27 protein-coding genes are annotated in these 25,976 nt (G+C 71.6%); 15 read left to right on the plus strand and 12 right to left on the minus strand.

The genetic code is table 11. The features are described 5' to 3' along the window. Nucleotides 1-6: 6 nt before the first annotated feature. From ACF08N_RS20310 to ACF08N_RS20340, 7 genes are all read left to right on the plus strand, one after another. Nucleotides 7-825, plus strand: coding sequence for a helix-turn-helix domain-containing protein (locus tag ACF08N_RS20310; RefSeq protein ID WP_392326020.1), 819 nt, complete (start codon nt 7-9; stop codon nt 823-825). A gap of 114 nt (nt 826-939) precedes the next feature. Then, nucleotides 940-2,406: a 30S ribosomal protein S12 methylthiotransferase RimO gene (gene rimO, locus ACF08N_RS20315; protein WP_392326021.1), complete on the plus strand. Its 1,467-nt coding sequence runs from the start codon at nt 940-942 to the stop codon at nt 2,404-2,406. Then, complete coding sequence (pgsA, locus tag ACF08N_RS20320; RefSeq protein WP_392326022.1) at nt 2,403-3,089, plus strand: CDP-diacylglycerol--glycerol-3-phosphate 3-phosphatidyltransferase; 687 nt, start codon at nt 2,403-2,405, stop codon at nt 3,087-3,089. Before rimO ends, pgsA begins: the two co-directional genes overlap by 4 nt. Further along, nucleotides 3,086-3,595 carry a CinA family protein gene (locus ACF08N_RS20325; RefSeq protein ID WP_392326023.1) on the plus strand — a complete coding sequence of 170 codons (510 nt, stop codon included), beginning with the start codon at nt 3,086-3,088 and terminating at the stop codon, nt 3,593-3,595. The genes pgsA and ACF08N_RS20325 overlap by 4 nt, the downstream gene beginning before the upstream one ends. 109 nt (nt 3,596-3,704) lie before the next feature. Further along, nucleotides 3,705-4,088 carry a helix-turn-helix domain-containing protein gene (locus ACF08N_RS20330; protein ID WP_392326024.1) on the plus strand — a complete coding sequence of 128 codons (384 nt, stop codon included), beginning with the start codon at nt 3,705-3,707 and terminating at the stop codon, nt 4,086-4,088. Between the two features lie 149 nt (nt 4,089-4,237). After that, nucleotides 4,238-4,708 carry a Dps family protein gene (locus tag ACF08N_RS20335; RefSeq protein WP_392326025.1) on the plus strand — a complete coding sequence of 157 codons (471 nt, stop codon included), beginning with the start codon at nt 4,238-4,240 and terminating at the stop codon, nt 4,706-4,708. A 194-nt stretch (nt 4,709-4,902) separates the two neighbouring features. Then, nucleotides 4,903-5,142, plus strand: coding sequence for a hypothetical protein (locus ACF08N_RS20340; RefSeq protein ID WP_392326026.1), 240 nt, complete (start codon nt 4,903-4,905; stop codon nt 5,140-5,142). Here ACF08N_RS20340 and ACF08N_RS20345 read toward each other — a convergent pair. From ACF08N_RS20345 to ACF08N_RS20355, 3 genes are all read right to left on the minus strand, one after another. Continuing rightward, nucleotides 5,090-5,905 (minus strand): SDR family NAD(P)-dependent oxidoreductase, encoded by an 816-nt coding sequence (locus ACF08N_RS20345; protein ID WP_392326027.1) that lies wholly within the window; start codon nt 5,903-5,905, stop codon nt 5,090-5,092. The two genes, ACF08N_RS20340 and ACF08N_RS20345, sit on opposite strands and share 53 nt — an antisense overlap. 32 nt (nt 5,906-5,937) lie before the next feature. Continuing rightward, nucleotides 5,938-6,738: an Fpg/Nei family DNA glycosylase gene (locus ACF08N_RS20350; RefSeq protein WP_392326028.1), complete on the minus strand. Its 801-nt coding sequence runs from the start codon at nt 6,736-6,738 to the stop codon at nt 5,938-5,940. A 280-nt stretch (nt 6,739-7,018) separates the two neighbouring features. Continuing rightward, nucleotides 7,019-11,644 (minus strand): ATP-dependent helicase, encoded by a 4,626-nt coding sequence (locus ACF08N_RS20355; protein WP_392326029.1) that lies wholly within the window; start codon nt 11,642-11,644, stop codon nt 7,019-7,021. Nucleotides 11,645-11,735: 91 nt separating this feature from the next. Here ACF08N_RS20355 and ACF08N_RS20360 point away from each other — a divergent pair, with 91 nt between their 5' ends. From ACF08N_RS20360 to ACF08N_RS20370, 3 genes are read left to right on the plus strand one after another with little or no spacing between them, the layout of a single operon-like run. Next, nucleotides 11,736-12,608 carry an AraC family ligand binding domain-containing protein gene (locus ACF08N_RS20360; RefSeq protein ID WP_392326030.1) on the plus strand — a complete coding sequence of 291 codons (873 nt, stop codon included), beginning with the start codon at nt 11,736-11,738 and terminating at the stop codon, nt 12,606-12,608. A 10-nt stretch (nt 12,609-12,618) separates the two neighbouring features. Next, complete coding sequence (locus ACF08N_RS20365) at nt 12,619-13,455, plus strand: AzlC family ABC transporter permease (RefSeq protein WP_392326031.1); 837 nt, start codon at nt 12,619-12,621, stop codon at nt 13,453-13,455. After that, nucleotides 13,452-13,760: an AzlD domain-containing protein gene (locus ACF08N_RS20370; RefSeq protein WP_392326032.1), complete on the plus strand. Its 309-nt coding sequence runs from the start codon at nt 13,452-13,454 to the stop codon at nt 13,758-13,760. The genes ACF08N_RS20365 and ACF08N_RS20370 overlap by 4 nt, the downstream gene beginning before the upstream one ends. Nucleotides 13,761-13,869: 109 nt before the next feature. Here the strand turns inward: ACF08N_RS20370 and ACF08N_RS20375 are convergent, their stop codons facing one another. Continuing rightward, entirely contained in the window at nt 13,870-14,805 is a 936-nt protein-coding gene (locus ACF08N_RS20375) for a hypothetical protein (protein ID WP_392326033.1), read from the minus strand. 79 nt (nt 14,806-14,884) lie between these two features. Between ACF08N_RS20375 and ACF08N_RS20380 the strand changes: the two genes are divergently transcribed. From ACF08N_RS20380 to recX, 4 genes are all read left to right on the plus strand, one after another. Further along, nucleotides 14,885-15,079 (plus strand): DUF3046 domain-containing protein, encoded by a 195-nt coding sequence (locus tag ACF08N_RS20380; RefSeq protein ID WP_392326034.1) that lies wholly within the window; start codon nt 14,885-14,887, stop codon nt 15,077-15,079. Between the two features lie 196 nt (nt 15,080-15,275). After that, nucleotides 15,276-16,439 (plus strand): AI-2E family transporter, encoded by a 1,164-nt coding sequence (locus ACF08N_RS20385; protein WP_392326262.1) that lies wholly within the window; start codon nt 15,276-15,278, stop codon nt 16,437-16,439. Between the two features lie 307 nt (nt 16,440-16,746). Continuing rightward, complete coding sequence (gene recA / locus ACF08N_RS20390) at nt 16,747-17,874, plus strand: recombinase RecA (RefSeq protein WP_392326035.1); 1,128 nt, start codon at nt 16,747-16,749, stop codon at nt 17,872-17,874. A gap of 3 nt (nt 17,875-17,877) precedes the next feature. Next, the gene (gene recX, locus ACF08N_RS20395; RefSeq protein WP_392326036.1) at nt 17,878-18,447 is read left to right on the plus strand and encodes a recombination regulator RecX; all 570 of its coding nucleotides are present in this window, start codon (nt 17,878-17,880) and stop codon (nt 18,445-18,447) included. 214 nt (nt 18,448-18,661) lie between these two features. Here recX and ACF08N_RS20400 read toward each other — a convergent pair whose 3' ends face one another. The 8 genes from ACF08N_RS20400 to ACF08N_RS20435 form a co-directional block, all read right to left on the minus strand. Continuing rightward, on the minus strand, nt 18,662-19,048 hold the full coding sequence (locus ACF08N_RS20400; protein ID WP_392326037.1) for a rhodanese-like domain-containing protein: 387 nt from the start codon (nt 19,046-19,048) through the stop codon (nt 18,662-18,664). Continuing rightward, nucleotides 19,045-19,659: a cysteine dioxygenase gene (locus ACF08N_RS20405; RefSeq protein ID WP_392326038.1), complete on the minus strand. Its 615-nt coding sequence runs from the start codon at nt 19,657-19,659 to the stop codon at nt 19,045-19,047. Before ACF08N_RS20405 ends, ACF08N_RS20400 begins: the two co-directional genes overlap by 4 nt. Nucleotides 19,660-19,726: 67 nt before the next feature. Continuing rightward, the gene (locus ACF08N_RS20410; protein ID WP_311605579.1) at nt 19,727-19,813 is read right to left on the minus strand and encodes a putative leader peptide; all 87 of its coding nucleotides are present in this window, start codon (nt 19,811-19,813) and stop codon (nt 19,727-19,729) included. A 32-nt stretch (nt 19,814-19,845) separates the two neighbouring features. Continuing rightward, nucleotides 19,846-21,441 carry an FAD-dependent monooxygenase gene (locus ACF08N_RS20415; protein ID WP_392326039.1) on the minus strand — a complete coding sequence of 532 codons (1,596 nt, stop codon included), beginning with the start codon at nt 21,439-21,441 and terminating at the stop codon, nt 19,846-19,848. A gap of 175 nt (nt 21,442-21,616) precedes the next feature. After that, nucleotides 21,617-22,522 carry an amino acid ABC transporter permease gene (locus ACF08N_RS20420; protein ID WP_392326040.1) on the minus strand — a complete coding sequence of 302 codons (906 nt, stop codon included), beginning with the start codon at nt 22,520-22,522 and terminating at the stop codon, nt 21,617-21,619. Further along, a complete protein-coding gene (locus ACF08N_RS20425) occupies nt 22,519-23,187 on the minus strand; it encodes an amino acid ABC transporter permease (RefSeq protein WP_392326041.1) in 669 nt (222 codons plus the stop codon). The genes ACF08N_RS20420 and ACF08N_RS20425 overlap by 4 nt, the downstream gene beginning before the upstream one ends. A gap of 74 nt (nt 23,188-23,261) precedes the next feature. Continuing rightward, nucleotides 23,262-24,101 (minus strand): glutamate ABC transporter substrate-binding protein, encoded by an 840-nt coding sequence (locus ACF08N_RS20430; protein ID WP_392326042.1) that lies wholly within the window; start codon nt 24,099-24,101, stop codon nt 23,262-23,264. Nucleotides 24,102-24,153: 52 nt separating this feature from the next. Beyond that, nucleotides 24,154-24,939, minus strand: a complete 786-nt coding sequence (locus tag ACF08N_RS20435) for an amino acid ABC transporter ATP-binding protein (RefSeq protein ID WP_392326043.1) — start codon at nt 24,937-24,939, stop codon at nt 24,154-24,156. A gap of 319 nt (nt 24,940-25,258) precedes the next feature. Here ACF08N_RS20435 and ACF08N_RS20440 point away from each other — a divergent pair, with 319 nt between their 5' ends. Next, nucleotides 25,259-25,966: a response regulator transcription factor gene (locus ACF08N_RS20440; RefSeq protein WP_392326044.1), complete on the plus strand. Its 708-nt coding sequence runs from the start codon at nt 25,259-25,261 to the stop codon at nt 25,964-25,966. Nucleotides 25,967-25,976: the final 10 nt, after the last annotated feature.

Raw genomic sequence — 25,976 nt, forward strand, 5'->3', positions numbered from 1 at the left:
GCCCCCGTGTCCATCGGCAACTCCCCCGAAGACAACCGGCCTTCATTCGAAGACGACCGGCCGTCGATCGGCCACGCCCTGCAGCAGGCGCGTATCGCCGCCGGTCTGACCGTCGACGAGGTCAGCTCCTCCACCCGGGTGCGCATCCCCATCGTGCACGCGATCGAAGAGGACGACTTCACCCGCTGTGGCGGCGATGTGTACGCGCGCGGTCATATCCGCACGCTCGCGCGCGCCGTCGGGCTCAATCCGGAACCTCTGGTCGCGCAGTACGACGCCGAGCACGGCGGACGCCCTTCGCCGACGCCCGCCGCACCGCTGTTCGAAGCGGAACGCATCCGTCCCGAACGACGACGGCCCAACTGGACCGCGGCCATGGTGGCCGCCATCGTCGCCGTGGTCGGCTTCGCCGGCTTCACGCTCTTCAGCGACGGCGACAGCATGGACACCCAGGTCGCCGAGGGGCCCGCGCCCGAGAAGCCCGCCCCGACGAAGCCCGGGGTGACCAAGCCGGCCGACCCCAAGCCCGATCCCTCGGACAGTGCCATCGCGGCGGTGCCCAAGGACAAGGTCACGGTGAAGCTGTCCGCCACCCACGACAAGAGCTGGATCTCCGCGAAGTCGCACAACGGCAAGCTGCTCTTCGACGGCACACTGCTCAAGGGCGAGTCCAAGACCTTCCAGGACGACGAGCGCGTCGATCTGATCCTCGGCAACGCGGGCGCGATCGAGCTGTTCGTCAACGGCAAGAAGGTCGAGGGCGACTTCGAGATGGGCGGCGTCGAGCGGCTTTCCTACACCAAGGGCGACCCCGCGGCCGGCTGACCGGCCCGGGTGGCGCCCGGCCGACGGGCGGCCGTCGGGCGGCTGACAGGTGGCCGACGGCCCGGCGAACCCTCGGGGCAGGGACGCGGGCCGGGACAAAGTAGTCTTGAGTCCATGCCCGAACGCCGTACCGTCGCCCTCGTCACTCTTGGCTGCGCCCGTAACGAGGTGGACTCGGAGGAGCTCGCAGGCCGCTTGGCAGCGGACGGCTGGGAGCTCGTCGAGGAAGCCTCCGACGCCGATGTCGCCGTCGTCAACACCTGCGGATTCGTCGAGGCCGCCAAGAAGGACTCCGTCGACGCCCTGCTGGAGGCCAACGATCTCAAGGATCACGGCCGCACCCAGGCCGTCGTCGCCGTCGGCTGCATGGCCGAGCGGTACGGCAAGGAGCTCGCCGACGCGCTGCCCGAGGCCGACGGCGTGCTCGGCTTCGACGACTACGCCGACATCTCCAGCCGCCTCCAGACCATCCTGAGTGGCGGCAGCGTGGAGGCCCACACCCCCCGCGACCGGCGCAAGCTGCTGCCCCTGAGCCCCGTCGAGCGCCAGCAGGCCACCGAGGTGGCCCTGCCCGGCCACGGCGACGTCGCCCCGGCGCCCGAGGACCTCCCGGAGGGCGTCGCACCGGTGTCCGGCCCGCGCGCGCCGCTGCGCCGCCGCCTCGGCAGCAGCCCCGTCGCCTCCGTGAAGCTGGCCTCCGGCTGCGACCGGCGGTGCACCTTCTGCGCCATCCCGTCCTTCCGCGGCTCCTTCATCTCGCGCCGCCCGAGCGATGTGCTCGGCGAGACGCGCTGGCTGGCCGAACAGGGCGTCAAGGAGATCATGCTGGTCTCCGAGAACAACACCTCGTACGGCAAGGACCTCGGCGACATCCGGCTCCTCGAGACGCTCCTGCCCGAGCTGGCCGCGGTCGACGGCATCGAGCGTGTCCGCGTGAGCTACCTCCAGCCGGCCGAGATGCGCCCCGGCCTGATCGACGTGCTCACCTCCACGCCCAAGGTCGCCCCGTACTTCGACCTGTCCTTCCAGCACTCCGCCCCCGGCGTGCTGCGCGCGATGCGCCGCTTCGGCGACACACAGCGCTTCTGGGAGCTGCTGGAGACCATCCGGTCCAAGGCCCCGCAGGCAGGTGTACGGTCCAACTTCATCGTCGGCTTCCCCGGCGAGAGCGAGGCCGACTTCGCCGAGCTGGAACGCTTCCTCGGCGCGGCCCGCCTCGACGCCATCGGCGTCTTCGGCTACAGCGACGAAGAGGGCACCGAGGCCGTCTCCTACGACAACAAGCTCGACGCGGACGTCATCGCCGAGCGCCTCGCGCACCTGTCGAGACTCGCCGAGGAGCTCACGGCGCAGCGCGCCGAGGAGCGCATGGGTGAGACCCTCGAGGTACTCGTCGAGAGCGTGGACGACGAGGACGGCGCCGTGGGCCGCGCCGCGCACCAGGCGCCGGAGACGGACGGCCAGGTGCTGTTCACCTCCCCCGGGGGCCTGGTGCCCGGCCGGATGGTCGAGGCCAAGGTCGTCGGTACGGAGGGCGTCGATCTGGTCGCCCAGTGTCTTGGCGAGGAGGCGGGCAGATGACCGGAGTGCCGGCATCCGCTGCGGGCGGCACCGGGAAGCCGGCGCCCGGCGGGAAGCTGGGCGCTGCGGCCGTCAACCAGGCCAGCCTGTGGAACATCGCCAACATCCTGACCATGATGCGCCTGGTGCTGGTGCCCGGCTTCGTGGTGCTGATGCTCCAGGACGGCGGCTACGACCCGGCCTGGCGGGCCTGGGCCTGGGCGGCCTTCGCCGTCGCCATGATCACGGACATCTTCGACGGCCACCTCGCGCGCACGTACAACCTCGTCACCGACTTCGGGAAGATCGCCGACCCCATCGCCGACAAGGCGATCATGGCGGCGGGGCTGATCTGCCTGTCGGCCCTCGGTGACCTGCCGTGGTGGGTGACCGGCGTCATCCTCTTCCGGGAGCTCGGGATCACGCTCATGCGGTTCTGGGTGATCCGGCACGCGGTCATTCCGGCCAGTCGCGGCGGCAAGATGAAGACGCTCGCGCAGGGCACGGCGGTCGGCATGTACGTGCTGGCGCTGACCGGCCCGCTGGCGACGCTGCGCTTCTGGGTGATGGCGCTCGCGGTCGTACTGACGGTGGTCACCGGTCTCGACTACGTGCGACAGGCCATCGTCCTGAGGCGCAGGGGACTCGCCGAGGAGAGCGCGGCCCGGGCGGCGAAGGCCGAGGCCGAGGGCGCGGAACGGTGAACACGGCGGCTCGCGTGCTGGCGCTGCTTGCGGAGCGTGGCGAGACGCTGGCCGTCGCGGAGTCCCTCACGGGCGGTCTGGTGGCCGCGGAGCTGACGGCCGTCGCAGGAGCCTCCCGGTCCTTCCGCGGGTCCGTGACGGCCTACGCGACCACCCTGAAGAGGGATCTGCTGGGCGTGGACGGGACCCTTCTGGCGGAGCGCGGCGCGGTCGACGCGGACGTCGCGGCGCAGATGGCAGCGGGTGTACGGGGTCGTCTGGACGCCGTGTGGGGCATCGCCACCACGGGCGTCGCGGGCCCCGAACCGCAGGACGGACAGCCGGTCGGCACGGTCTACGTTGCCGTTTCGGGACCTTCCGGGGTCGGGAAAGTGGCCGCTTTGCGGTTGAACGGCGACCGGCAGGAAATCCGTAGAGAGAGTGTACGCAGAGTGCTCGACCTGCTCTCTGACGAACTTCACGGGAATGCGCGGACACAGGATACGGAACAGAACGGGGGGACTTGATGTTTGCAGCCCTGAGTGAACACGACATCGCTCCCCGCACGGCCGCGGCGCAAGGCGGTACGGTGGGGCGTGAAGGATGCGGCTACGCGGTCCGAGGAGGGAGCCACCGATGATTCTGCTCCGTCGCCTGCTTGGTGACGTGCTGCGTCGGCAGCGCCAACGCCAGGGCCGTACTCTGCGCGAAGTCTCCTCGTCCGCCCGAGTCTCGCTCGGCTATCTCTCCGAGGTGGAGCGGGGGCAGAAGGAGGCATCCTCCGAGCTGCTCTCCGCCATCTGCGACGCGCTTGACGTACGGATGTCCGAGCTCATGCGTGAGGTGAGCGACGAGCTTTCTCTGGCCGAACTGGCCGAGTCGGCAACCGCCACCGAGCCGGTGCCCGCGCCGGTACGCCCGATGCTCAATTCCGTCTCTGTGACGTCGGTGGCAGGCGTGCCGACGGAGCGGGTGACGATCAAGGCGCCCACGGAAGCGGTCGACGTCGTCGCCGCCTGATCCGTAAGGCACTGCACGGCTGGGTTTGAGGCAGGCCCCGAGTGGTACGCGAGTACCGGTCGGGGCTTTCTTCTTGTCCCCGAATGACCCTTTTGAGTAGTTGTGCGATCGTGGAGCGTAGTCGTGCACAGCCAAGGGAGGACATCCACATGTCAGTCGTGAAGAGCCCTCTGCCCGAGGCGGACCTCAAGACGGTCGGTGACGCGCTGAAGGGCGCGCTGGTCGATCTGGTCGATCTGGGCCTGGTGGCCAAGCAGGTCCACTGGAACGTGATCGGCCCTCGCTTCAGGTCCGTGCACCTCCAGCTCGACGAGGTCGTCGCCACCGCGCGCCAGCACTCCGACACAGTGGCGGAGCGTTCGTCGGCGATAGGTGTGACGCCGGACGGGCGGGCCGCGACGGTGGCCAAGCAGAGCGCGATCGGGTCCGTGCCGGACGGCTGGGTCAAGGACGGGGACGCGGTGCAGATTCTGGTCGACGCGCTGGGGGCCGTCATCGTCCGGATGCGGGAACGCATCGACGCGACGGAGAAGCCGGACCCGGTGACCCAGGACATTCTCATCCAGCTGACGGCCGACCTCGAGAAGCACGCCTGGATGTTCCAGGCGGAGAACGGGTAACCGGCGGCAGGGTGCGGAGTGTTCGTCATGCCGGGGCTCCGCCGCCGGAGGATGCGCGCGTCGCGCGCCGGGAACCGGTGGCCCCCGGTGCCGGTCTGCCGGGCGGACACGGACGTTCGAGCGCCGGGGGCTGCTGACCGTGCGCCCTCCCGGCGCTCGGATCCGTCCCGCTAACGTGGACCGGAGGAGGCGGCATGGCGATACGCACAGCGGTCCTCGTGCCCGTCGCGATGCTCGTGCTCGTGGCGGGCGCGGTGTGGTGGTGGGCCGTCCTGCGGCTGGCGCTCGTGCCGGAGGACGCGGGGGTTCTCGAGGGGGCGGTGGCGGCGAGCGGTTGGGGACTGAGCCTGCTGCCTGTGCACGTGTCGGCGTCCCGCGGAGTCACCAGGGCATCGCGACGCCGCCGTTCGGACGGAATATCTGACCCGTCGTGAAAGACGAGGCGTCGGACGCCAGATGGAGCACGATGTGCGCGATGTCCTCCGGTTCTCCGACGCGGCGCAGCGGGGACATCCAGATGAGCGCCGCCTCGACTTGGTGCTGCTTCTCCGCTTCGTGACGGTCCGTCATCGGTGTGCGGATCCAGCCGGGGGCCACCGCGTTGACGCGGATGGCGTGCGGCCCGAGTTCGGTCGCGAGGGTTCTGGTGAGCTGGACGACCGCCGCCTTGGCCGCGCTGTAGCAGAGCAGGCCCGCCTGGGCCGCGTCCACGGCGCCGGACGCCATGGTGATGATCGAGCCGCGGCTCCCGCGATCTCGGTTGGTGTCTCCGGACCGTGGTCCGACGGCCGGCGAATCCGCACAGGCGATCATGGCGCGGGCCGCCTCCTGGCAGGTGTACAGCACACCCTTGAAGTTGACGGCAAGGACGTGGTCGAGGTCCTCGTCGCGTGTGTCGAGCACCGTGCTGGTGTGCATGATCCCGGCGATCGCTGCCGTGATGTCGAGGCCGTCCGCACTCTCGATCGCGGACCTGACCTGTGTCCGGTCGGTGACGTCCAGGGTGTGGGTGACGGCGGTGCCGCCGCAGTCCCGGATCAGGGACCCGGTCCCCTCCAGGCCCTTCTCGTCGATGTCGGCGCAGTGCACGACGGCCCCCGCTTCGGCGAGCAGGACGGCCGTGGCGCGACCGATGCCGCCGGCGGCTCCGGTGACGAACGCGGTGCGGCCGCTGAGGTCGTACGCCGAGAGGCCCATGAGCGGAACGTACGACTGAATCTGACGGGTAGTCAACCAGTGGGTCCGGTCTGACAGCGCGGACACCAGTAGGTGGGACGCTCGCGGCTGCCGTCGCCCTGGTCGGCCTTGCGCACGGGGGCGCCGCAGCGCGGACAGGGCCGCCCCTCACGGCCGTAGACGTACAGCCGCTGCCCGGGGCCGCGGCGGCCCGTGGTGACGCGGTCCGGACGGGACTTGTTGGCGTCGAGGAGCCGCTGGGCGGTGGCCACGAGACGGGCGAGCGTGCCGGCGGGCAGCTCGCCGACGGGGAGCCAGGGCGTCACGCGCGCCAGGAAGGCCAGCTCGGACTTGTAGACGTTCCCGATGCCGGCGAGATTGCGCTGGTCGAGAAGGGCCTCCCCGAGGGGGCGGGCGGGGTCGGCGAGGAGGTTGGCCACCGCGGTGTCCCGGTCCCAGTCGGGGCCGAGGAGATCGGGGCCGAGGTGGCCCACGGCCTGGTCCTCGTCCGCGGTACGGATCAGCTCGAGGACGGGCAGGCGGTAACCGACCGCCGTGTACGCCTCGTTGCCGAGGACGGCACGGATCTGGTGCGCTGGGCCGCCGCGCCAGCGCTCACCGGCCTCGTACACATGCCAGGAGCCGTCCATCCGCAGATGCGAGTGCAGCGTGAGGCCGCCCTCGACGCGGGCGAGGAGGTGCTTGCCGCGCGGGGTGACGTCCAGGACGGTCCGGCCGGTGAGGTCCGCGGTGGCGAAGCGGGGCACCCTCAGATCGGACCGGGTCAGCACACGGTCGGCCAGCGCATTGTGCAGGCGTTGGGCGGCCAGCCAGACGGTGTCTCCTTCGGGCATGGCATCAATGATGCGCGACGGGGTGGGATGGGGCTGGGCCGGGCGGGATGGGGCCGACGCCGAGGCAGGCCGGGGTCGGCGTCGGGGGTGCGTCCTCGGTGCGCCGGTCCGGGCGGGCCCTGGGCCGGCGTGGAGGTTCGGGTGGGCCCTGGGCCGGCGTGGAGGTCTGGGCGGGCCCGGGGGCCGTGCGGGATCCGGCCGCTTCGGACCCGTCCAGGCGCGGGCCCCCGCGGCATGGCGGGGACGGGGCCGGGGCCCCGACAGGTGGGGTGCCCTGTGGTCACGGGCGCAGGCGCAGTCCTCTCGGGGTGGCGTGGAATCCGGCGGTCTCCAGGGCGCGGCCCAGGGGCGAGGTCAGTGCCGGAGAGCCGTTGGCCCGCTCCACCGTGACCGTGCCCAGCGCGCCCTCGCGGGCCGCCGCGGCCAGCGCGGTGGCAGCCGCGTGCAGGGCTGGGGCCTCCGGGTCGGTCAGCCAGGACAGCAGCGTCTTGCCGCCGCGCTCCATGTAGAGCGTCAACTCGCCGTCCACCAGCACGACGAGGGAACCGGCCTTGCGGCCCGGCTTGTGCCCGGCGCCCTCGGGCGGCTCGGGCCACGGCAGCGCCGCGCCGTAGGCGTTCGCCGGGTCGGCGGCGGCAAGGACGACCGCGCGGGGCGCTGCCTGGCCCTCCTCCCGGTCCCGGGCGGTGGAGGCGGCGCGCAGCCGGTCGACCGCGCCGTCCATCGCGAACTGGGCGGCCCCCAGGCCCTCGACGACATAGCCCCGCCGGGCCTGCCCGCTGTCCTCGAAGGCCGAGAGGATGCGGTACGTCGCGGAGAAGCCGCCCTCCACGCCTTCGGCCGCCACCGCGCCGCGGGTCACCACGCCGTGGCGGTCGAGCAGGGTGCGGGCGAGGGCGTGCGCGCGGTGGGTCGGCTCGGGCTCGGCGGCCGGGAGCAGGGACCAGCGGCCGCTCACGGTCGGCGGGCCGGAACGGGAGGCGGGACGGGCTGCCGCCGTCAGCGTGCCGTAGCGGCCGCGGGGGACGGTGCGCTTGGCGCGGTGCGCCGTCGAACCGGCCGTGCGCCCCGAGCCCAGCAGGGCGCGCAGGGGTGCGAGCGTGTCGTTGGTGAGCCGGCCGGACCAGGCCAGGTCCCAGATCACATCGGCCAGTTGGGGATCGGTGGCGTCGGGGTGGGTGGTGGCGCGGACCTGGTCGGCGATCTGGCGGAAGAAGAGTCCGTATCCGCCGGACAGGGCACCGAGAACCGACTCGTGCAGGGCCGTCAGCTCCAGCGGGTGCGGCGGCGGGAGCAGGAGCGGTGCGGCGTCGGCGAGGTAGAGGGAGACCCAGCCGTCCTTGCCGGGCAGGGCGCCGGCGCCCGCCCACACCACCTCGCCCGTCGTGGTCAGTTCGTCGAGGAGCGTGGTGCTGTAGTGGGAGACGCGGGACGGAAGGACGAGCTTCTCGAGTGCGGAGGCCGGGACGGCGGCGCCCTGGAGCTGCTCGACGGCGCGGGCCAGCCCGTCGATGCCGCGCAGCCGGTTGTTGCCCATGTGCTGCCACTGGGGGAGGAACGCGGCGAGCGCGGCGGGCGGGACCGGCTCGAGCTCATGGCGGAGCGCGGCCAGGGAGCGGCGGCGCAGACGGCGCAGCACGGCCGCGTCGCACCATTCCTGGCCGATGCCCGAGGGATGGAACTCGCCCTGGACGACCCGCCCCGATGCGGCGAGCCGCGCAAGGCCCCCGTCCGTGACGGCCGCGCCCAGCCCGAAGCGGGCCGCCGCCTGGGCCGACGTGAACGGCCCGTGCGTCCGCGCGAAGCGGGCGAGGAGGTCGCCGAGGGGGTCCTTGACCGGCTCGGTGAACGCCTCGGGGACACCCACGGGAAGCGCGGTGCCCAGGGCGTCGCGCAGGCGCCCCGCGTCCTCGACCGCGGCCCAGTGGTCGGCGCCCGCGATACGGACGCGGATGGCGCGGCGCGCGCCCGCCAGCTCCCGGGGCCAGTCCGGGTCGCCACCGCGCTCGGCGAGCTCCGCATCGGTGAGCGGGCCGAGCATGCGCAGCAGGTCGGCCACGCCCTCGGCGTCCTTGACGCGCCGGTCGTCCGTCAGCCACTGGAGCTCCCGCTCCAGCTCGGTGAGGACGTCCGCGTCGAGCAGCTCCCGCAGCTCCGCCTGTCCCAGCAGCTCGGACAGGAGCCGGGAGTCCAGCGACAGGGCGGCCGCGCGCCTTTCCGCGAGCGGCGAGTCGCCCTCGTAGAGGAACTGGGCCACGTAGCCGAACAGCAGGGAGCGGGCGAACGGCGAGGGCTCGGGGGTGGTGACCTCGACCAGGCGGACCCGGCGGGACTCGATGTCGCCCATGAGCTCGGTGAGCCCGGGGACGTCGAAGACGTCCTGGAGGCATTCGCGGACCGCTTCGAGGACGATCGGGAACGAACCGAATTCGCTCGCCACCTGGAGCAGTTGAGCCGCACGCTGGCGCTGCTGCCACAGTGGGGTGCGCTTGCCGGGGTTGCGCCGCGGCAGCAGCAGCGCGCGGGCCGCGCACTCCCGGAACCGCGAGGCGAACAGGGCCGAGCCGCCGACCTGGTCGGTCACGATCTGACCGATCTCGCCCTTGTCGAAGACGGTGTCCGCCGCCCCGACCGGTGCCTGCTCGCTGTCGTACGCCGTGTCGACATGGACGGGGTCCTGGTCGAGGAGGTCGAGGCCCATGAGGTCGGCGTCGGGCAGGCGCAGCACGATGCCGTCGTCCGCGTGCATGACCTGCGCGTCCATGCCGTACCGCTCGGCGAGGCGGGCGCCCAGTGCCAGCGCCCAGGGCGCGTGGACCTGCGCGCCGAACGGCGAGTGGATCACCACCCGCCAGTCGCCCAGCTCGTCCCGGAAACGCTCCACGAGGATCGTGCGGTCGTCCGGGACATGACCGCAGGCCCGGCGCTGCTCGTCGAGATACGCCAGCACATTGTCCGCCGCCCAGGCGTCCAGGCCCGCCGCCACCAGGCGCAGCCTGGCGTCGTCCGGCGCCAGCCCGCCGACCTCGCGCAGGAACGCGCCGACCGCACGCCCCAGCTCCAGCGGGCGGCCCAGCTGGTCGCCCTTCCAGAACGGGAGGCGGCCGGGCACGCCCGGGGCAGGGGAGACGAGGACCCGGTCCCGGGTGATGTCCTCGATCCGCCACGACGTGGTGCCCAGGGTGAAGACATCGCCCACCCGGGACTCGTACACCATCTCCTCGTCGAGCTCGCCCACCCTGCCGCCGCCCTTCTTCGGGTCGGCACCGGCGAGGAAGACCCCGAAGAGACCGCGGTCGGGGATGGTGCCGCCGGAGGTGACGGCGAGCCGCTGCGCGCCCGGCCGGCCGGTCACGGTGCCCGCGACCCGGTCCCACACCACGCGCGGGCGCAGCTCGGCGAACGCGTCCGACGGATAGCGCCCGGCGAGCATGTCGAGGACCGCCGTGAACGCCGACTCGGGGAGGGAGGCGAACGGCGCGGCGCGGCGGACCAGCGCCAGCAGGTCGTCGAACTGCCACGTGTCCATCGCGACCATGGCCACGAGCTGCTGGGCGAGCACGTCGAGCGGATTGGCCGGGACGCGCAGCGATTCGATGGAGCCCGTGCGCATCCGCTCCGTGACCACGGCCGCCTGCACCAGGTCGCCGCGGTACTTGGGGAAGACGACGCCCGTGGACACGGCGCCCACCTGGTGTCCCGCGCGGCCGACGCGCTGGAGACCGGAGGCGACCGAGGGCGGTGACTCGACCTGGACGACCAGATCGACCGCGCCCATGTCGATGCCCAGCTCCAGACTGGACGTGGCGACGACGGCGGGCAGCCGGCCCGCCTTGAGGTCCTCCTCGACCAGGGCGCGCTGCTCCTTGGAGACCGAGCCGTGGTGGGCGCGGGCCAGGAGCGCCGGGGCGCCCTGGGCCGCCCCGGACTGCGCCATGATCTCTGCCGGAGGCCCGTCCTCCGGCAGAGGAGCGCCCGTGGCCCGCTCGTAGGCGATCTCATTGAGGCGGTTGCACAGACGCTCCGCGAGGCGGCGCGAGTTGGCGAAGACGATCGTGGAGCGGTGGGCCTGGACGAGGTCGGCGATCCGCTCCTCCACGTGCGGCCAGATCGAGGGCTTCTCCGCCGGCCCGTCGGCCGCGTCGGCCGCGGGCGAGCCACCGAGCTCGCCGAGGTCCTCGACGGGGACGACGACCGAGAGGTCGAACTCCTTGCCCGAAGGCGGCTGGACGATCTCCACCCTGCGCTGGGGCGACAGATAGCGGGCGACCTCGTCGACCGGCCGCACCGTCGCGGACAGGCCGATCCTGCGCGCGGGACGCGGCAGCAGCTCGTCGAGGCGCTCCAGGGACACGGAGAGGTGCGCGCCGCGCTTGGTGCCCGCCACGGCGTGGACCTCGTCCAGGATGACGGTCTCGACGCCGGCCAGAGCGTCCCGCGCGGAGGACGTGAGCATCAGGAACAGCGACTCGGGCGTGGTGATCAGGATGTCCGGCGGCCGGGAGACAAGCGACCGGCGCTCGGCGGCCGGAGTGTCACCGGACCGGATGCCGACGCGCACCTCGGGCTCGGGCAGGCCCAGCCGCATCGCCTCGTGCCGGATCCCCGTGAGCGGACTGCGCAGATTGCGCTCGACGTCGACCGCGAGCGCCTTCAGCGGGGACACGTACAGCACACGGCAGCGCTTCTTCGTCTCCGCGGGCGGCGGTGTGGACGTGAGCCGGTCGAGGGCGGCGAGGAAGGCGGCCAGCGTCTTGCCGGAGCCGGTCGGCGCCACGACCAGGACGTCCGAGCCCTCGCCGATGGCCCGCCAGGCACCCTCCTGCGCGGCGGTGGGCGCGCTGAACGCCCCCGTGAACCAGCCTCGGGTCGCGGGGGAGAAGGAGTCGAGCGCAGTCCTGGCCATGCCCTCCATCGTGCACCCGACCACTGACAACCCGTGTCCGGGACGTGGACGAGCAGATCGCGGCGCCATCGGGCGGGCGCAGAATTGCCGTATGGAGACCGACGGGGCACCGGACCGGAAGGACGAATGGGCGCGGCACTGGCAGTACCCGGGCGTGCCGGGTCTCGACCTGCTGCGGGCCCGCTATGTGCGCCACTCCTTCACCCGGCACACGCACGAGGGCTTCGTACTCGGCGCCGTTCGCCGCGGCATCGAGGACGTGCTCATGCCGGAGGGCACCATCAGTGCCCGGCCCGGCACCGTCGTGATGATCAACCCCGAGGTGCCGCACTCGGCGAAGGCGGGGGTGCCCGAGGGCTGGGTGTACTCCACCCTGTACCCGTCGTCCCAGCTGGTCGCGACGATCGCCGAGGACGTGACCACGCTGCGCGGCACAGCCGGATTCGCCGAGACGATCGTCGAGGACCCGGACACCGCCCGCCTGGTGCACGAGGTGCACCGCGCCGCCGAGGAGGGCAACGCGCTGGCCGCCGACAGCGTGCTGCGCGTCACGGTCGCGAGGCTGCTGCGGCGCCACGGCCGTGCGCTGCCCGCCCGCACGCCGCTCGCCTCCGGGGCCCGCACGGCGGCGCTCGCCAGACAGCTCCTGGAGGAGCGGATGGCCGAGCCGCCGTCCCTGGAGGAGCTCGCCCAGGAGCTCGGCACCAGTCCCTTCGCGCTCCTGCGCGCCTTCAAGGCCGCGTACGGGCTGCCGCCGCACACCTGGCTGACGGACGCGCGCGTGCGCCGCGCCCGTCACCTCCTGGACTCCGGAACGTCGCCGTCCGAGGCCGCCGTCGCCGTCGGCTTTACCGACCAGCCGCATCTCAACCGCCACTTCACCCGGATCGTGGGTGTGCCGCCGGGCGCCTACCGGCGCGAGCGCGCAAGAACGTACAAGACGGCCCACCCGAAGCCTGCGTAACGTCCCTGACGTGGCAGAACAGACAGCTCACCCAGAGATACCCACGACCGCGGCACCGGAGCCCGGGCCGCAGGGAGTGACCAAACCGGACTCGGCCGTCGTCCGTGACGCGCTCGGCGTCGGGATCGCCGTCGGCCTGTCCGGATTCGCCTTCGGCGTGACGTCGGCGGGCTCCGGCCTCACCCTTCTGCAGACCTGCGCGCTCAGCCTGCTGGTGTTCACCGGCGCCTCGCAGTTCGCGCTCGTCGGCGCCATCGCCGCGGGCGGCAACCCCTTCGCCGCCGCCGCGGGCGCCTTCTTCCTCGGCGTGCGCAACGCCTTCTACGGCCTGAGGCTGTCCCAACTGCTCGCCCTGCCCCGCTTCGTACGGCCGCTGGCGGCCCACTGGGTCATCGACGAGACCACCGCCGTCGCCCTCGCACAGCCCACGCGGCGCAGCGTGCGCATCGGCTTCACGGTCACCGGGCTCACCCTCTACGTGCTGTGGAATCTGACCACGCTCCTCGGAGCACTGGGCGCCGAGGCGATCGGCGACACCGACGCGTGGGGGCTGGACGCGGCCGGGCCGGCCGTCTTCCTCGCCCTGCTCGCACCGATGCTGCGGACGGCCACCGAGCGCGCGGTGGCCGGACTCGCGGTGGTGCTCGGACTCGGGTTCCTGCCCGTCCTGCCCGCCGGAGTGCCGGTGCTGGTTGCGGCGTTGGCCGCCCCCGCCGTGCTGTGGCTCAAGGGCCGTGCGATCGGCGGGGGAGGCCGGGACGCCGGCGGAACCGGCCGGGGGAACGACGGAGGCACGACCGACGGGACCGCCCGTACGGCGGCCCGCAGGAAGGGAGAGGACCGTTGAGCGTCTGGATCGCGATCGCGGCGACCGCCGTCGGCTGTTACCTCGTCAAACTCGTCGGCCTGCTCGTGCCCGCCGACACCCTGGAGCGTCCGCTCGTGCAGCGGCTGGCCGCGCTGCTGCCGGTCGCCCTGCTGGCGGCTCTCACCGCGCAGCAGACCTTCAGCGTCGGCGACTTGCTCGTCCTCGACGCACGGGCCGCCGGACTGGGCGCCGCCGCCGCGGCCCTCGTGCTGCGCGCCCCCTTCCTGGTCGTCGTCGGGGCGGCTGTGGCCGTCACGGCGGGCGTACGGGCGCTCGGGGGCTGAGCGGCCACGCGCGCGCGTGGTCGCCGCCGCCCGCGCGTGGGCGTCGGCGACGGGCCGACCAGCCCGGTGAGGCCCCGCGGGACCGGCCCGAGTCGGGACGGCCGGTGGATCAGCCGATGGGCCGGCCGTACGCCTGGAGGGTCCGCAACGCCTCGATGGTCACCAGCGGCCGGGCCTCCAGCACGGTCCCCGGCGCCCACGCGCGGTAGGTGATCGGCCATCCGCCGTCCGGTTCCTGCTGCGCCGCGAGGTGTTCCAGGGAGCGGGCCATCTCCTCGTCCGTGAACCAACGGCGGGCCAGTGAGGCCGGCGTGGGCGCGTAGTGGTGCGGGAAGTGGTGCTCGCCGGGCGCGTAGCCCGGCGCCACGGGCTGGTCGTCCAGCCGGCGCGGATCGAGGGCGACCAGCCGTTGCTCGCGGACCATCCGGCCGAGCCGGTCGGCGGCCGCCTCGGCGCGCGAGCGGTCCGGGGCGCTGTCCAGGAAGGCGACGGCCGCCTCGATCTCGTACGGATGGGACTTGTCCAGGGCGTCGACGGCCGCCCAGCAGAAGTCCGTGGCCCGGAACAGCCACGCGTGCCACACCTGATTGCGGTGCAGCAGACCGACAACCGGGCCGGTCGCCAGCAGCTCGCTCGGCGGGTCGTCGACGATCGGGAGGAACGGCGCGGCCGGATATCCGCGCTGGGACGGATGGATGGCAGGCAGCGCGCCGTCCGGCGTCGACACCTGGGTGAAGTAGCGGCAGATCCGCTCCACGCGCAGACCGCCGCAGCGGCCGATGGAGTCCAGCACCCTGAGGGCGTGTGCCGTGTGCAGGGGCTGGCTGACAGGGCCCCGCAGATCGGGTTCCAGCGCGTGGCCGTAGCCGCCGTCCTCGTTGAGGTACGCGGCCAGGGCCGCCTCGACGGCTTCCGAGCCGCCGTTGAGGAAGTGGTACGCGAACCGCCGCTGTTCGAGGACACGGGCGGTCAGCCAGATGAAGTGCTCGGCGCGGGCGAGAGGAGACGCGAGAGGCGTCTCATTGGTTGCTCCGGTTCCAGCCATGTTCCGACCGTAGGCCGGAAAGGGCTTCTGGCAAGCCCGACGGGCGGGGCTGCACTCTCAGGGGCGGGATACTGGGGGCATGCGGTTGACGATTTTCTGGGAGCGGATGGCCGACCACTTCGGTGCGGCCTACGCCGACTCGTTCGCACGCGATCATGTGATGGCCGAATTGGGCGGACGTACGGTCCACGAGGCGCTGGCCGCGGGCTGGGAGGCGAAGGACGTCTGGCGCGCTGTCTGCGCCGCCATGAACATCCCCGCCGACAAGCGCTGAGACACCGGGCGGACCACCCCCTGTCACCGGCGTACGGGACACTTGTTCCGTGGACCGGACCGACAGCAACCCCCAGGACGAGACCGCTGCGGAGGCGACCGCGCGGGACACAGCCGCCTCCACCACACCGCCGAGCACGCCACCGCCGAGCACGCCTCCACCGACCACGGCCGGCGGGAACGGCGGCACTGCTCGCATGCCGCGCTGGCTGCCGCGCGCCATGGTGCTGGCCCTCGGGCTCTACGCCTCCTTCCAGCTCGCCAGCTGGGCCTTCCACCAGCTCATCGGGCTGCTGATCAACATCCTGATCGCGTTCTTCCTGGCACTCGCCATGGAACCGGCCGTGGGACGCATGGCCGCGCGCGGCATGCGCCGGGGGCTCGCCACGTTCCTGGTCTTCTTGTCGGTGCTGGTGGTGGGGGTCGGCTTCGTCGTTCTGCTCGGCTCGATGCTGGCCGGGCAGATCATCGACATGGTCGAGGACTTCCCCAAGTACCTCGACTCCGTCATCCGCTGGATCAACGGCGTCTTCCACACCGAGCTGTCCCGGGTCGACGTGCAGGACAGTCTGCTGCGCTCCGACTGGCTGCGGAAGTACGTGCAGAACAGTGCCAGCGGAGTGCTCGACGTCTCGGCGACGGTGCTCGGCGGGCTGTTCCAGCTGCTGATGATCTTCCTGTTCTCGTTCTACTTCGCGGCCGACGGGCCGCGGCTGCGCCGCGCGCTGTGCTCCGTCCTGCCGCCGGCCAAGCAGGCCGAGGTCCTGCGCGCCTGGGAGATCGCGGTCGACAAGACCGGCGGATACATCTACTCGCGCGGACTGATGGCGCTGATCTCCGGCGCTGCCCACTTCGTCCTCCTGGAGATCCTCGGCGTGCCGTACGCTCCCGCGCTCGCGGTGTGGGTCGGCCTCGTCTCGCAGTTCATCCCGACCATCGGCACCTACCTCGCGGGCGCGCTGCCGATGCTGATCGCGTTCACGGAGGACCCCTGGTACGCCCTGTGGGTGCTCGGGTTCGTCGTCGTGTACCAGCAGTTCGAGAACTACGTGCTCCAGCCCAAGCTGACGGCCAAGACGGTGCACATCCATCCGGCGGTCGCCTTCGGCTCGGTGGTGGCGGGAACGGCGCTGCTGGGAGCAGTCGGCGCGCTGATCGCGATTCCGGCGGTCGCGACGCTCCAGGCCTTCTTCGGGGCCTATGTACGGCGGTACGACGTGACCGACGACCCCCGTGTGCACGGCCACCACCGGCCGCGCGCGAGGCGGGCGCTCGCACGGATGCGGGGCGCGCTGCGGCACGGCCGGACGGCACGGGACACGGGTGCGTCCGGCCCCGGCGGCTCCTCGCAGGAGGCGTGACCGCCTCGGTTCGCCAGGAGCGGCGGCCCGCCGGATCCGGTGCGCTGGGGGACGGGACTTCCCGCGGCGACGCTGTCCGCCGGGGAGTGGGAGGACCCTGGAGCTGTGCCGCCGACTCGGTCGTGCCGACCGGCGTGTGAGCTTGACACCAAAATCGAACATCCATTCTCATGGGGTTCCGGCCGCGGATCCCGGCGGAGTCCCGTGAGTTATCCACAGGCTGGAGGGACGGCGGGGCCCATTGTCAGTGGCAGGGGTTAGCGTCTTTGACGTGAAGCGATCGACTCAAGCAAATCGGGTGGAACCCATGGCAGGAACCGACCGCGAGAAGGCGCTCGACGCCGCGCTCGCACAGATTGAACGGCAATTCGGCAAGGGCGCCGTGATGCGTCTGGGCGAGCGGCCGAACGAGCCCATCGAGGTCATCCCCACCGGGTCGACCGCACTCGACGTCGCTCTCGGCGTCGGCGGCCTTCCCCGCGGCCGTGTGGTGGAGGTCTACGGCCCCGAGTCCTCCGGTAAGACGACCCTGACCCTGCACGCGGTGGCCAACGCGCAGAAGGCCGGCGGCACCGTGGCCTTCGTGGACGCGGAGCACGCCCTCGATCCGGAGTACGCGAAGAAGCTCGGGGTCGACATCGACAACCTGATCCTGTCCCAGCCGGACAACGGCGAGCAGGCGCTGGAGATCGTCGACATGCTCGTGCGCTCCGGCGCGCTCGACCTGATCGTCATCGACTCGGTCGCCGCGCTGGTGCCGCGGGCCGAGATCGAGGGCGAAATGGGCGACTCGCACGTCGGTCTCCAGGCGCGACTGATGAGCCAGGCGCTCCGGAAGATCACCAGCGCGCTGAACCAGTCCAAGACCACGGCCATCTTCATCAACCAGCTCCGCGAGAAGATCGGCGTCATGTTCGGCTCGCCGGAGACCACGACCGGTGGCCGCGCGCTCAAGTTCTACGCGTCGGTGCGTATCGACATCCGCCGTATCGAGACGCTCAAGGACGGCACCGAGGCCGTCGGCAACCGCACCCGCTGCAAGGTCGTCAAGAACAAGGTGGCGCCGCCCTTCAAGCAGGCCGAGTTCGACATCCTCTACGGCCAGGGCATCAGCCGCGAGGGCGGTCTGATCGACATGGGCGTGGAGCACGGCTTCGTCCGCAAGGCGGGCGCCTGGTACACGTACGAGGGCGACCAGCTCGGCCAGGGCAAGGAAAACGCGCGCAACTTCCTGAAGGACAACCCCGACCTGGCCAACGAGATCGAGAAGAAGATCAAGGAGAAGCTGGGCGTCGGCGTCCGCCCGGAGGCGCCGGAGACCGAGCCCGGCGCGGACGCGGCAGGCGTCGCGGCGGTGCCGGACGACGCGGCGAAGTCGGTCCCCGCGCCGGCTTCCAAGGCGAAGTCGGCCAAGACGACGGCGGCCAAGAGCTGACCCGTGGCCCGGCGTACCGAATGGCCGGGCGACAGCGCCGACTCGTCGAGGGCCGAGCCGGCGCTGCCGCCCCAGGATCCGGCCGAGCGGGCGCGGGCGATATGCCTGCGCCTGCTCACCGGGACACCCCGCACTCGCAAGCAGCTGGCGGACGCGCTGCACAAGCGGGAGGTTCCCGCCGAGGTGGCCGAGGAGGTCCTCTCCCGGTTCGAGGACGTGGGGCTGATCGACGACGCCGCCTTCGCCGACGCCTGGGTGGAGTCACGGCACCACGGCCGTGGCCTCGCCCGCCGGGCGCTCGCCCGTGAGCTGCGGACCAAGGGTGTCGACGCCACGCTGATCGACGAGGCGGTGGGCCGGCTCGACGCGGACCAGGAGGAGGCGACGGCGCGGGAGCTGGTCGCGCGCAAACTGCGTGCGACCCGTGGTCTCGACCGTGACCGCCGCCTCCGGCGCCTGGCCGGGATGCTCGCCCGCAAGGGATACCCGGAGGGCATGGCGCTGAGGGTGGTCAAGCGCGCCCTTGAGGAAGAGGGCGAGGACACCGAGGACTTGGACGACACGGCGTTCTAGCAGGCGGCTGCTTGTGGGCGGACCGGCTCGGGGACCGGCCCGCCGCCGTGCGGCGCCGCGCACGGCGGAGGCGGCGCCTGCCCGGAGCCGCGCCGTGACCGGCAGGCCGGTCGACGCCCACGTGGTGACCGGCAGGCCGGCGCCTACACGGATCCGCGCCGTGACCGGCAGGCCGGCGCCTGTCCACAGCCGCGCCATGACCAGCACTCTGCGTCTACGTCGTGACCGGCAGCCCCGCCGCGCGCCATGCCTGGAAGCCTCCGGCCAGGTCCGTGGCGCGGTGCAGGCCGAGCCGGTGCAGGGACTCCGCGGCGAGGGAGGACGCGTAGCCCTCGTTGCAGATCACCACGATCCGCAGGTCGTGCCCGGTCGCCTCCGGTGCGCGGTGGCTGCCCCGCGGGTCGAGCCGCCACTCCAGCTCGTTGCGTTCCACGACCAGCGCGCCCGGGATCAGGCCGTCCCGCTCGCGCAGGGCCTGGTAGCGGATGTCCACGAGGAGCGCTCCGTCCTGGGAGGCCTCGTAGGCCTCCCGCGGCCCGACGCGCACCAGCCCTTCCCGTATGCGCTCCAACAGCTCGTCGATTCCCGGGCGTTCACTCACTGCCAGTCCTCCGGACGCTCGACCTGCTCCAGTCGGAGCACCGCGCCCGACCGGCTGAAACGCCTCATCAGCGGGAGCGGCGGATAGTAGGCGTGCACCGAGACGGCGTGGTCGGTGGTCGACTCGTTGAGCACTTCGTGGACGTGGTGCCGCCCGAAGGCGCGTGCGCGCCCCGCTCTCAGGTGGCGCCTGCGGTCCGCGTCGTCGTTCAGTTCGAGGGTCTTCCAGCCGGTTGCCGGAAGCCGGACCGCCAGGGAGTGCTCGGTCAGCTGCCCCTCGGCGGTGGCGAACGCGCCCAGGGACTCGGCGTGGTCGTGCCAGCCGGTTCCGGTGCCCGGCGGCCAGCCGATCAGCCATGCCTCACTCCCGCGCGGTCCGTCGAGCCGCAGCCAGGTGCGGCCTTCGGGGTCGCGCGGAAGGGAGGCGATCAGTTCCTTGTCGGCAGCGGCGCGCCGCACGAAGTCGAGCAGTTCGGCGGCGGTGGGCCCACCTGGTTCGTCGAGCGGTTCGGCGGCGGTGGGCCCACCTGGTTCGTCGAGCGATTCGGCGGCGGCGGCTTCGGCCGGGCGCGGAGCAGGGGTGACAGCGGATGCGGGAGCAGGCTGGGACACGGATACCGTCCTGGAGGTTCGCTGGTGAGCGCACGGGCACAGCAGGCCACGGCGCGGGGAAGGCGATTCAGCAGGACGGACGACACACGCAGCCCGCATAGCGGACGAGGTCCATATGGACCCTCCGCCACAGGCGCACATCGGTGTCGGTCACGCTCCGGAGTACACCATGTGGACCCGCGAGGGTCAATTGATGTCCGCTGTACGGCCGGTGCGGGCCGCGGACGGTGCGCCGCCGCGCACCGTGTCCGCCGCCGCGTACAGTTCGGCGGGCTGTACGCCCGCGAACGCCGCCGCCAGGTGACCGTCCGGCCGGACGAGCAGCACAGCGTGGGCCGACGCCCCCGGATAGCTCTCCGTCACCAGCAGCTCCGCCGGGACCGGCAGGGCGGCGACGGCCTTCGCCAGCCTCGGCATCACCCCGGCGCTCACCCAGTGCCGCCGGTCCCACACCCCGGTGCCCGGCGCGACGAGGACGACGAGCAGGCGGCCCTGCCCCAGCCGGTCCCGCAGCCGCGCGGCCGTGCCGTCGGGAGCCGTCACCCGCACGTCCTCGACGGGGGCACCCGCCTCCGTGCCCACCGCGGTCTGCGGGGCCACGGGCTCGGGCGTGAGCACGGAGTGGGCGTAGACGGGCGGTGCGCCGAGCGCGCCCTGACCGAGATGACTGTCGGTGAGCATCGTGTCGTGGCCGCGCGCCGCGCCGGGCAGGTAGGTCCGCAGACCGCTGCCGCTGCGCAGTATCGGGAGCGACTGGTCGGCGGCGCGCAGCCGTGCGGCGACAGCGGTGCGGCGCTCCTCCTGGTAGCTGTCCAGCAGCGTGCCGGACGCCCCGTGGTGCCAGGCCTGAGCCAGCTTCCATGCCAGGTTGTCGATGTCCCGCAGCCCCTCGTCGACGCCCTGGGTGCCGAGCGCACCGAGCAGATGCGCGGCATCGCCTGCGAGGAAGGCCCGGTCGACGCGCCAGCGGCGGGCCAGCCGGTGGTGGAGGGTGTAGACGCCGGTGTCGATCAGCTCGTACGGCGGTGTGCTGCCGCACCAGCCCGCAAGGGTGTCCCGCACCCGGGCCACCAGTGCCTCGGGGGTGACGAGTTCACCGCGGGGCGGCAGCAGCCAGTCCAGGCGCCACACGCCGTCCGGCAGGGGGCGCGCGACGACCTCGTCGCCCCCCGACGGCCACGGAGGCCGGCGGTGCAGCAAGGCTTCGCCTGGCCAGGGCAGTTCGGTGCGCAGCGCGGCCACGGCATGGCGTTCCACCGCCGTACGTCCGGGGAAGCGGATGCCGAGGAGCTTGCGGACCGTCGACCGGGCGCCGTCGCAGCCGACGAGATGACTGCCGCGCCACCAGGTGCCCGAGGGGCCGCGGCTGTGTGCGGTGACGCCGCTGCCGTCCTGTTCCAGCGAGTCGAGGCGGCTGTCGGGCACGAGCCGCACGAGCCGCTGCCCGGCGACCGCGTCCCGCAGGCCGCGGGTGAGCGCGTGCTGCGGGATGTGCAGCGGAGCGGGCGTCGTGCCGTCGCCGAGGGGAAGCTGTCGCCCTTCCTGCTTGCGCCGCATCGACCGCCAGCCCGTCCAGCGGACGCCCTCGTCACGGAGGGTGCCGCAGCCGAGCCGGTCCACCAGGGCGGCGGTGTCCGCGCGGAGGACGACGGTGCGGGCGGGCCGCGGCTCGTCCTTTCCGTTGCCCTCGTCGAGCACGACGGACGGGACGCCCTGGGAGGCGAGGGCGAGGGACAGGGCGAGGCCGACCGGGCCGGCGCCGACCACGATCACCGGGTCCACGAGGTCACTCCTCGGGCGCGAAGGGTCATGCGAAGAGGTGCGGAGGGAGCCCGGTGCGCGATCACAGAACGTATGCAACTCACTGCCGGTGCCTGCGTCAAGCGACGCCGGGGCGCGGCGAGGGGCGGTGGCCATGCGGCCACCGCCCCTCACTGGTCGAACATCCGATGAACCGTCAGATGGTGCGCCCGTCCTCGGGCTTGACACCGGGCTCGGCCACCGGCTCCTCGGCGCCCCCCTGCTCCGCGGGCAGCACCGCGCCGGTGCTGCGCTTCGCGCGCCGCAGGCGGCGCTCCAGCCACGACGCGAAGGTCGTGAGGATCAGGTTGAGGACGATGAAGATCACCGCGACGACGATGAAGCTGGGGATGACGTTGGCGTAGTTGGCGGCCAGCGTCCCCCTGGCGTTGAGCAGCTCGGCGAAGGCGAGAACCGCGCCGCCGAGCGCCGTGTCCTTGACGATGACGACCAGCTGGCTGACCAGCGCCGGCAGCATCGCGGTCACGGACTGCGGGAGCAGGATGCTCGTCATCGTCTGGCCCTTGCGCAGGCCGATTGCCTTGGCGGCCTCCGTCTGGCCCTTGGGCAGCGACAGGATGCCGGCCCGGACGACTTCCGCGAGGACCGACGCGTTGTACAGCACGAGGCCGGTGACCACGGCGTACAGCGGACGGACGTCACTGCTGATGTCGGTGGACGTCGAGTAGAACTGGTTCGCGAACAGCATCAGGAGCAGGACCGGAATGGCGCGGAAGAACTCCACCACGACCGAGGCCGGAACCCTGACCCAGCGGTGGTCGGACAGCCGCGCGATGCCGAACACGGCGCCCAGCGGAAGCGCGATGATCATCGCCAGCGCTGCCGCCTCCAGCGTGTTGGTGAGCCCGGGCAGCAGATACGTCGTCCATGCCTGGGCCTCGGTGAAGGGCTTCCACAAGGACCACTCGAGCTGTCCGTTGTCGGCCATGACCCCGATGGCCCACCACACGCCGAGCGCGAGCAGGACGAAGAAGGCGACCGTGTAGAAGACGTTGCGACGCTTGGCGCGGGGCCCTGGAGCGTCGTAGAGAACCGAGGTCATCGCTTCACCGCCACACGCTTGCTGACCCAGCCGAGGAGGAGGCCGGTGGGAAGGGTCAGAACGACGAAACCGAAGGCGAAGATCGCCGAGATGAGCACGAGCTGCGCTTCGTTCTCGATCATCTCCTTCATGAGCAGAGCAGCCTCCATCACACCGATGGCCGCGGCGACCGTGGTGTTCTTGGTGAGGGCGATCAGCACGTTGGTGAGCGGACCGACGACCGATCGGAAGGCCTGCGGGAGAACGACGTTCGTCAGCACCTGAGTGAAGCTCAGGCCGATGGCCCGTGCCGCCTCCGCCTGGCCGACCGGGACGGTGTTGATGCCGGACCGCACCGCCTCGCACACGAAGGCAGCGGTGTAGGCGGCGAGGCTCAGTACGGCGAGCCGGAACGCCAGGGCGTTGAAGTCGTCCGCCGCCCCCAGGGTCATCCCGAAGACATCGGCGAGACCGAGGGAGGAGAAGACGATGATGACGGTCAGCGGGATGTTCCGGACCACGTTCACATAGACCGTGCCGAACGCACGCATCAGAGGAACCGGGCTCACCCGCATCGCGGCGAGTATGGTGCCCAGCACCAGGGAGCCGATACCGGAGAAGACGGTGAGTTTCACCGTCATCCAGAACGCCCCGAGCAAGTCGTAACCTTCAAGAAAGTCGAACACGATCTCCCGCGCTTCCGCGTGTAGGAGGGCCCGGCGCGCCGCCGTCAGCGGCGGCGCGCCTCGTCAGCCCTGCTTCACTTGACGATGTTGCCGATCTTCGGGGCGGGCTCGTTCTTGTAGTTCGCCGGGCCGAAGTTTGCCTTCACGGCCGCGTCCCAGGACTTGTCCTGGACCATCTTCTCGAGGGCGGCGTTGATCTTCTTGACCATCTCGGCGTCGCCCTTCTTGACGCCGATGCCGTAGTTCTCGTTGCTCAGCTTGAGGCCGGCGAGCTTGAACTTGCCCTTGTACTGGTCCTGCGACGCGTAACCGGCGAGGATCGAGTCGTCCGTGGTCAGCGCGTCGAAGATGCCGCTCTGCACCCCGTTGAGGCACTCCGAGTACGTGCCGACCTGCCTCAGCTGTGCCTTCGGCGCGAAGTCCTTCTTGACGTTCTGCGCGGAGGTCGAGCCCGTGACCGAGCAGAGCTTCTTGCCGTTGAGGTCCTCGCCGCTGGCGACGTTGTCGTCGGCGCGGATCAGCAGGTCCTGGTGGGCGAGGAGGTACGGGCCGGCGAAGTCGACCTTCTGCTTGCGCTCGTCGTTGATCGAGTACGTGGCGACGATGAAGTCGACGTCGCCGCGGGCCAGCGCGGTCTCGCGGTCGGCGCTCTTCGTCTCCTTGAACTCGATGTCGCCCTCGGCGTAACCAAGCTCCTTGGCGACGTACTTGGCGACATCGACGTCGAAGCCGGTGAACTTGCCGTCCGGCGTCTTCAGACCGAGGCCGGGCTGGTCGTACTTGATGCCGACGGTGATCTTCTTGCCGCCGCCGCTGCCCGAGCCGCTCTCCTTGTCGTCGGAGCCACAGGCGGTGGCCGTCAGAGCGAGCGCCAGCACGGTTGCCGAAGCGGCGGTGACCTTACGAAGCTTCATGATGTGACTTCCCTAAGTTGACGCGAAGTGGTGGATCAGCTGGATCCAGGACTCAGTGGTGAAGGATCTTCGACAGGAAGTCCTTGGCCCGGTCGCTGCGCGGATTGCTGAAGAACTCCTCGGGCGTTGCCTCTTCGACGATCTTGCCGTCCGCCATGAACACGACCCGGTTCGCGGCGGATCGGGCGAAGCCCATCTCGTGGGTGACGACCACCATTGTCATCCCGTCACGCGCCAGCTGCTGCATGACCTCGAGGACCTCGTTGATCATCTCGGGGTCGAGGGCCGACGTCGGCTCGTCGAAGAGCATGACCTTCGGGTCCATCGCCAGCGCCCGCGCGATCGCGACGCGCTGCTGCTGGCCGCCGGAGAGCTGGGCCGGGTACTTGTCGGCCTGTGCGCTGACGCCCACCCGGTCGAGCAGCGCCCGTGCCTTCTCCTCGGCCGCCCTCTTGTCCGCCTTGCGCACCTTGACCTGGCCGAGCGTCACGTTCTCCAGCACGGTCTTGTGCGCGAAGAGGTTGAACGACTGGAAGACCATGCCCACGTCGGCGCGGAGCCGTGCGAGCTCCTTGCCTTCCTGGGGCAGCGGCTTGCCGTCGATCGTGATCGAGCCGGAGTCGATGGTCTCCAGCCTGTTGATGGTGCGACACAGCGTGGACTTTCCGGACCCGGACGGTCCGATCACCACCACGACTTCGCCGCGGGTGATCGTCAGGTCGATGTCCTGGAGCACATGCAGCGCGCCGAAGTGCTTGTTCACGTCGCTCAGTACGACCAGGTCGCCCGCAGCGGGTACGGCTTCGTCCGCGTCCTTGGTCACTGACACTCCGCTCATCGGCTTATTGCTCCGTCCTCCTCGGTTGCAGAGGACCCTAATCACGCAGTGCGACGACAGTCATTACATCTGAGGGGAAATTGAGCATAACGATCCGGCCGCAATCGGACACTCTGCGTGAACAGGGCGGGGATCAGCGTACCGGGTGGGTAACGGAAACCCCTGTGCACCAGGATGCCCCTTGACGTCGTCGGGGGACATCGGCGTTCATGCCCTGTTAGATGCCGCGACAATGCTCTGACACGCTCACGTCCGCACGATCCGTCCGCAAGACCGCGTCGCCGACCGAACGACCACGACGCACGAACGTAGGGGGGCCATGAGGCTGCTGCTCGTCGAGGACGACGATCACGTCGCCGCCGCCCTGTCCGCTGTGCTCGCCAGACACGGGTTCCAGGTCGTCCACGCCCGCAACGGCGAGGAGGCGCTGCGGGCCGTGCTCCCCGACAGCCACCCGGACAAGGCGCCGTTCGGCGTCGTGCTCCTCGATCTGGGCCTCCCCGACCAGGACGGCTACCAGGTCTGCGGCAAGCTGCGGAAGCTCACCTCCACGCCCGTGATCATGGTGACGGCGCGTTCGGACGTCCGGTCCCGCATCCACGGGCTCAACCTCGGCGCCGACGACTACGTGGTCAAGCCGTACGACACCGGTGAGCTGCTGGCCCGTATCCACGCGGTCAGCCGGCGCACCGGAGCCACCGAGGACACCCCCCAGGGCGCGACGGACAACGCCCTGCGGCTCGGCGCGGTCGTCATCGACCTGCCGACCCGGCGCGTCAGCGTCGACGGCGCCGATGTCCAGCTCACCCGTAAGGAGTTCGACCTGCTGGCGCTGCTCGCCCAGCGGCCCGGGGTCGTCTTCCGCCGCGAGCAGATCATCAGCGAGGTGTGGCGCACCAGCTGGGAGGGGACCGGCCGCACGCTGGAGGTCCACGTCGCGTCCCTGCGGTCCAAGCTGCGCATGCCGGCGCTGATCGAGACCGTGCGCGGGGTCGGCTATCGGCTCGTCGCGCCCGCCGGGGCGTAAGGCCGGCCGT

Origin of the sequence: Streptomyces sp. NPDC015127 (genome assembly GCF_043080095.1) — a bacterium.
In the GTDB taxonomy this organism is placed as follows: domain Bacteria; phylum Actinomycetota; class Actinomycetes; order Streptomycetales; family Streptomycetaceae; genus Streptomyces.